Origin of the sequence: Myroides injenensis M09-0166 (assembly GCF_000246945.1) — a bacterium.
In the GTDB taxonomy this organism is placed as follows: Bacteria; Bacteroidota; Bacteroidia; order Flavobacteriales; family Flavobacteriaceae; genus Flavobacterium; species Flavobacterium injenense.
This window is the reverse complement of record NZ_BAEX01000151.1, coordinates 1-2,368: the sequence shown is the minus strand read 5'-3', so window position 1 is coordinate 2,368 and position 2,368 is coordinate 1. Positions and strand designations below refer to the sequence as shown.

Sequence of the window (2,368 nt, the reverse complement as noted above, 5' to 3'; positions counted from 1 at the left end):
GTATGCCTCCGAGCAACCCCATATTTTCTAGCTTGCTGTAAGGTAGTAAGTTTGCCTGAAATAGAAAAATAATGAGCAAACAAGACAAAATGTATTCTCATGTGGAGGATTGGAAAGCAAGCGGCTTAACCCAAGTAATTTATTGTGAAGAACAAGGTCTAAAGTTACCGACCTTTAGTTACTGGGTACAAAAATATCATAAACAGTCTGAGCAAGATACCGCAGGCAGTTTTATATCAATTAACAAAGCAGATCCAATAACAAAAAAGGAATATGAGATTCTGTATCCTAATGGGGTTAAACTTCGGGTTCATACAGAAAACTTGAGTGAGTTGTATTCTTTATTACAGCTTGGATAATGTTTAGTTTAAGTAGTTTCCATCAATTCTATTTGTATAAATCTGCCTGTGATATGCGCAAGAGTTTTGATAGTCTGTGTGGTCTTGTTCAAAACGAATTGAATCAAATAGCGCATAATGGAAGTGTTTACGTATTTATCAATCGCCGAGGCAATCAAATGAAACTTCTTCATTGGGAGACAGGCGGTTTTGTATTATATTACAAACGCTTAGAGCAAGGCACCTTTGCTTTTCCCAATCACAAAAAGACTCAAATTAGTTGGAGTGATTTAGTACTTATGATCGAGGGAGTTCAAATTATACAGAGTAGTCAAAAAAGGCGATTTTCATTGAGATAAACCCACTAAACCCTTGTGTAAATAAGGGTTTAGTCGTATATTTACTTCATGGAAATGGACTTAGAAAACTTATCGAGAGAACAACTTTTGGCACTTATAAAAAAGCAGTCAAAGACTATTTCCAAACAAGAGAAATACACTTCCATAAAAGCGTCTAAATTAGAGGCTAAAAATCTTGTATTAGAAGGGCAGATTACTGCGTTAGAACAAGAAAAGCAAGAACTCCAACGCTTAGTAGATCTTTTACGACGCATGCAATTTGGACAAAAACGCGAGCGTTTTGAAGACCCTAATCAAACAGCATTACCTTTAGACGTTGAACAAGAAGTCTTAGAAGAGCAAAAAGAAGTAATCAAACAAGAGATTACCTACTCACGTGAAAAGAAGAAACACCCTGGAAGAGCAAAATTACCTGATCATTTACCTGTCGAAGAAATAGAAATACACCCAAAGGGAGATTTATCTGATCAGATTTGTATAGGAAAAGAAGTAACCGATGTGTTAGACTACGTTCCAGGACATTTTAAAATAAAACGCTACATCCGATATAAATACGCTACTAAAGACAAAGACAATACACAAATTAGTATTGGATTACTTCCAGAGCGAATCATCGATAAAGGAATACCTTCAGAAGGATTATTAGCGACAATACTTGTTGACAAGTATGTAGACCATCTTCCGCTATATCGTCAGAAGCAACGTTTTTCAAGAGAAAACATCAATATAGCTTCTTCTACAATAGATGGTTGGGCAGCTCAAAGTATGGATGCTTTAAAACCCTTATATGAAAAGTTTGTCATAGACATCAAAAACCAAGGATACCTTCAAGTAGATGAAACCACCATTAAAGTCTTGGATGAGAAAAAGAAAGACAAAGCTCATCTGGGCTACTACTGGGTATATCACGCACCTATATCTAAGCTGGTGATGTTTACTTACAGCCCCACACGTAGTGGTAGTGCTGCGCTACCTGTATTAGAAAATTTCAAAGGATATCTGCAAACCGATGGTTATAGCGGGTACAAAGCCTACGGAAATAAGTTAGATGTGACTCATCTTGGTTGTTGGGCACACGCTCGCCGTGAGTTTGAAAGAGCTTTAGATAATGATAAAGTCAGAGCACAGCATGTACTGGTACAAATACAAAAACTATACGCAGTAGAGAGAAAAGCTAAGGAGGAAAACCTAACTCCACAAGAAATTAAAGAACTTCGTCTGAAAGAGAGTTTACCTATCATTAATGAACTAGGTAAATATATGTTTGCTCAAATGAAACTTACCTTGCCTAAAAGTCAAATAGGAAAAGCTTTTGCTTATTCACAAACCAGATGGGATAACCTGAGTGCGTACTTATATGATGGTAATCTACAAATTGATAACAACCTTGTAGAAAATGCAATCAGACCTGTAGCACTGGGCCGTAAAAACTATCTATTTGCTGGTTCTCACGATGCCGCTCAAAGAGCAGCGATGGCTTATACCTTTTTTGCTAACTGTAAAAAACATGATGTTAATCCTTATCAATGGCTAAAACATGTCCTTGAAAATATTCAATCAATTAATCACAAGAATATTACAGATCTTTATCCGCATAATTATAAAAAGCTAATTACAGACGCGGTACTGTAATATTTATACCTGACAAGATGTAATTGCTCGGGTGGATAC

General features: G+C 36.4%; 3 protein-coding genes. All 3 read left to right on the top strand.

The features are described from left to right. Positions 1 to 71 precede the first annotated feature (71 nt). The 3 genes from tnpA to tnpC are packed head-to-tail and all read left to right on the top strand — an operon-like array spanning position 72 to position 2,329. On the top strand, positions 72 to 359 hold the full coding sequence (tnpA, locus tag RH98_RS14875; RefSeq protein WP_010257400.1) for an IS66 family insertion sequence element accessory protein TnpA: 288 nt from the start codon (positions 72 to 74) through the stop codon (positions 357 to 359). Next, complete coding sequence (gene tnpB, locus RH98_RS14870) at positions 359 to 697, top strand: IS66 family insertion sequence element accessory protein TnpB (RefSeq protein ID WP_081498643.1); 339 nt, start codon at positions 359 to 361, stop codon at positions 695 to 697. Before tnpA ends, tnpB begins: the two co-directional genes overlap by 1 nt. Before the next feature lie 48 nt (positions 698 to 745). Further along, a complete protein-coding gene (gene tnpC, locus RH98_RS14865) occupies positions 746 to 2,329 on the top strand; it encodes an IS66 family transposase (protein WP_010257393.1) in 1,584 nt (527 codons plus the stop codon). Positions 2,330 to 2,368: the final 39 nt, after the last annotated feature.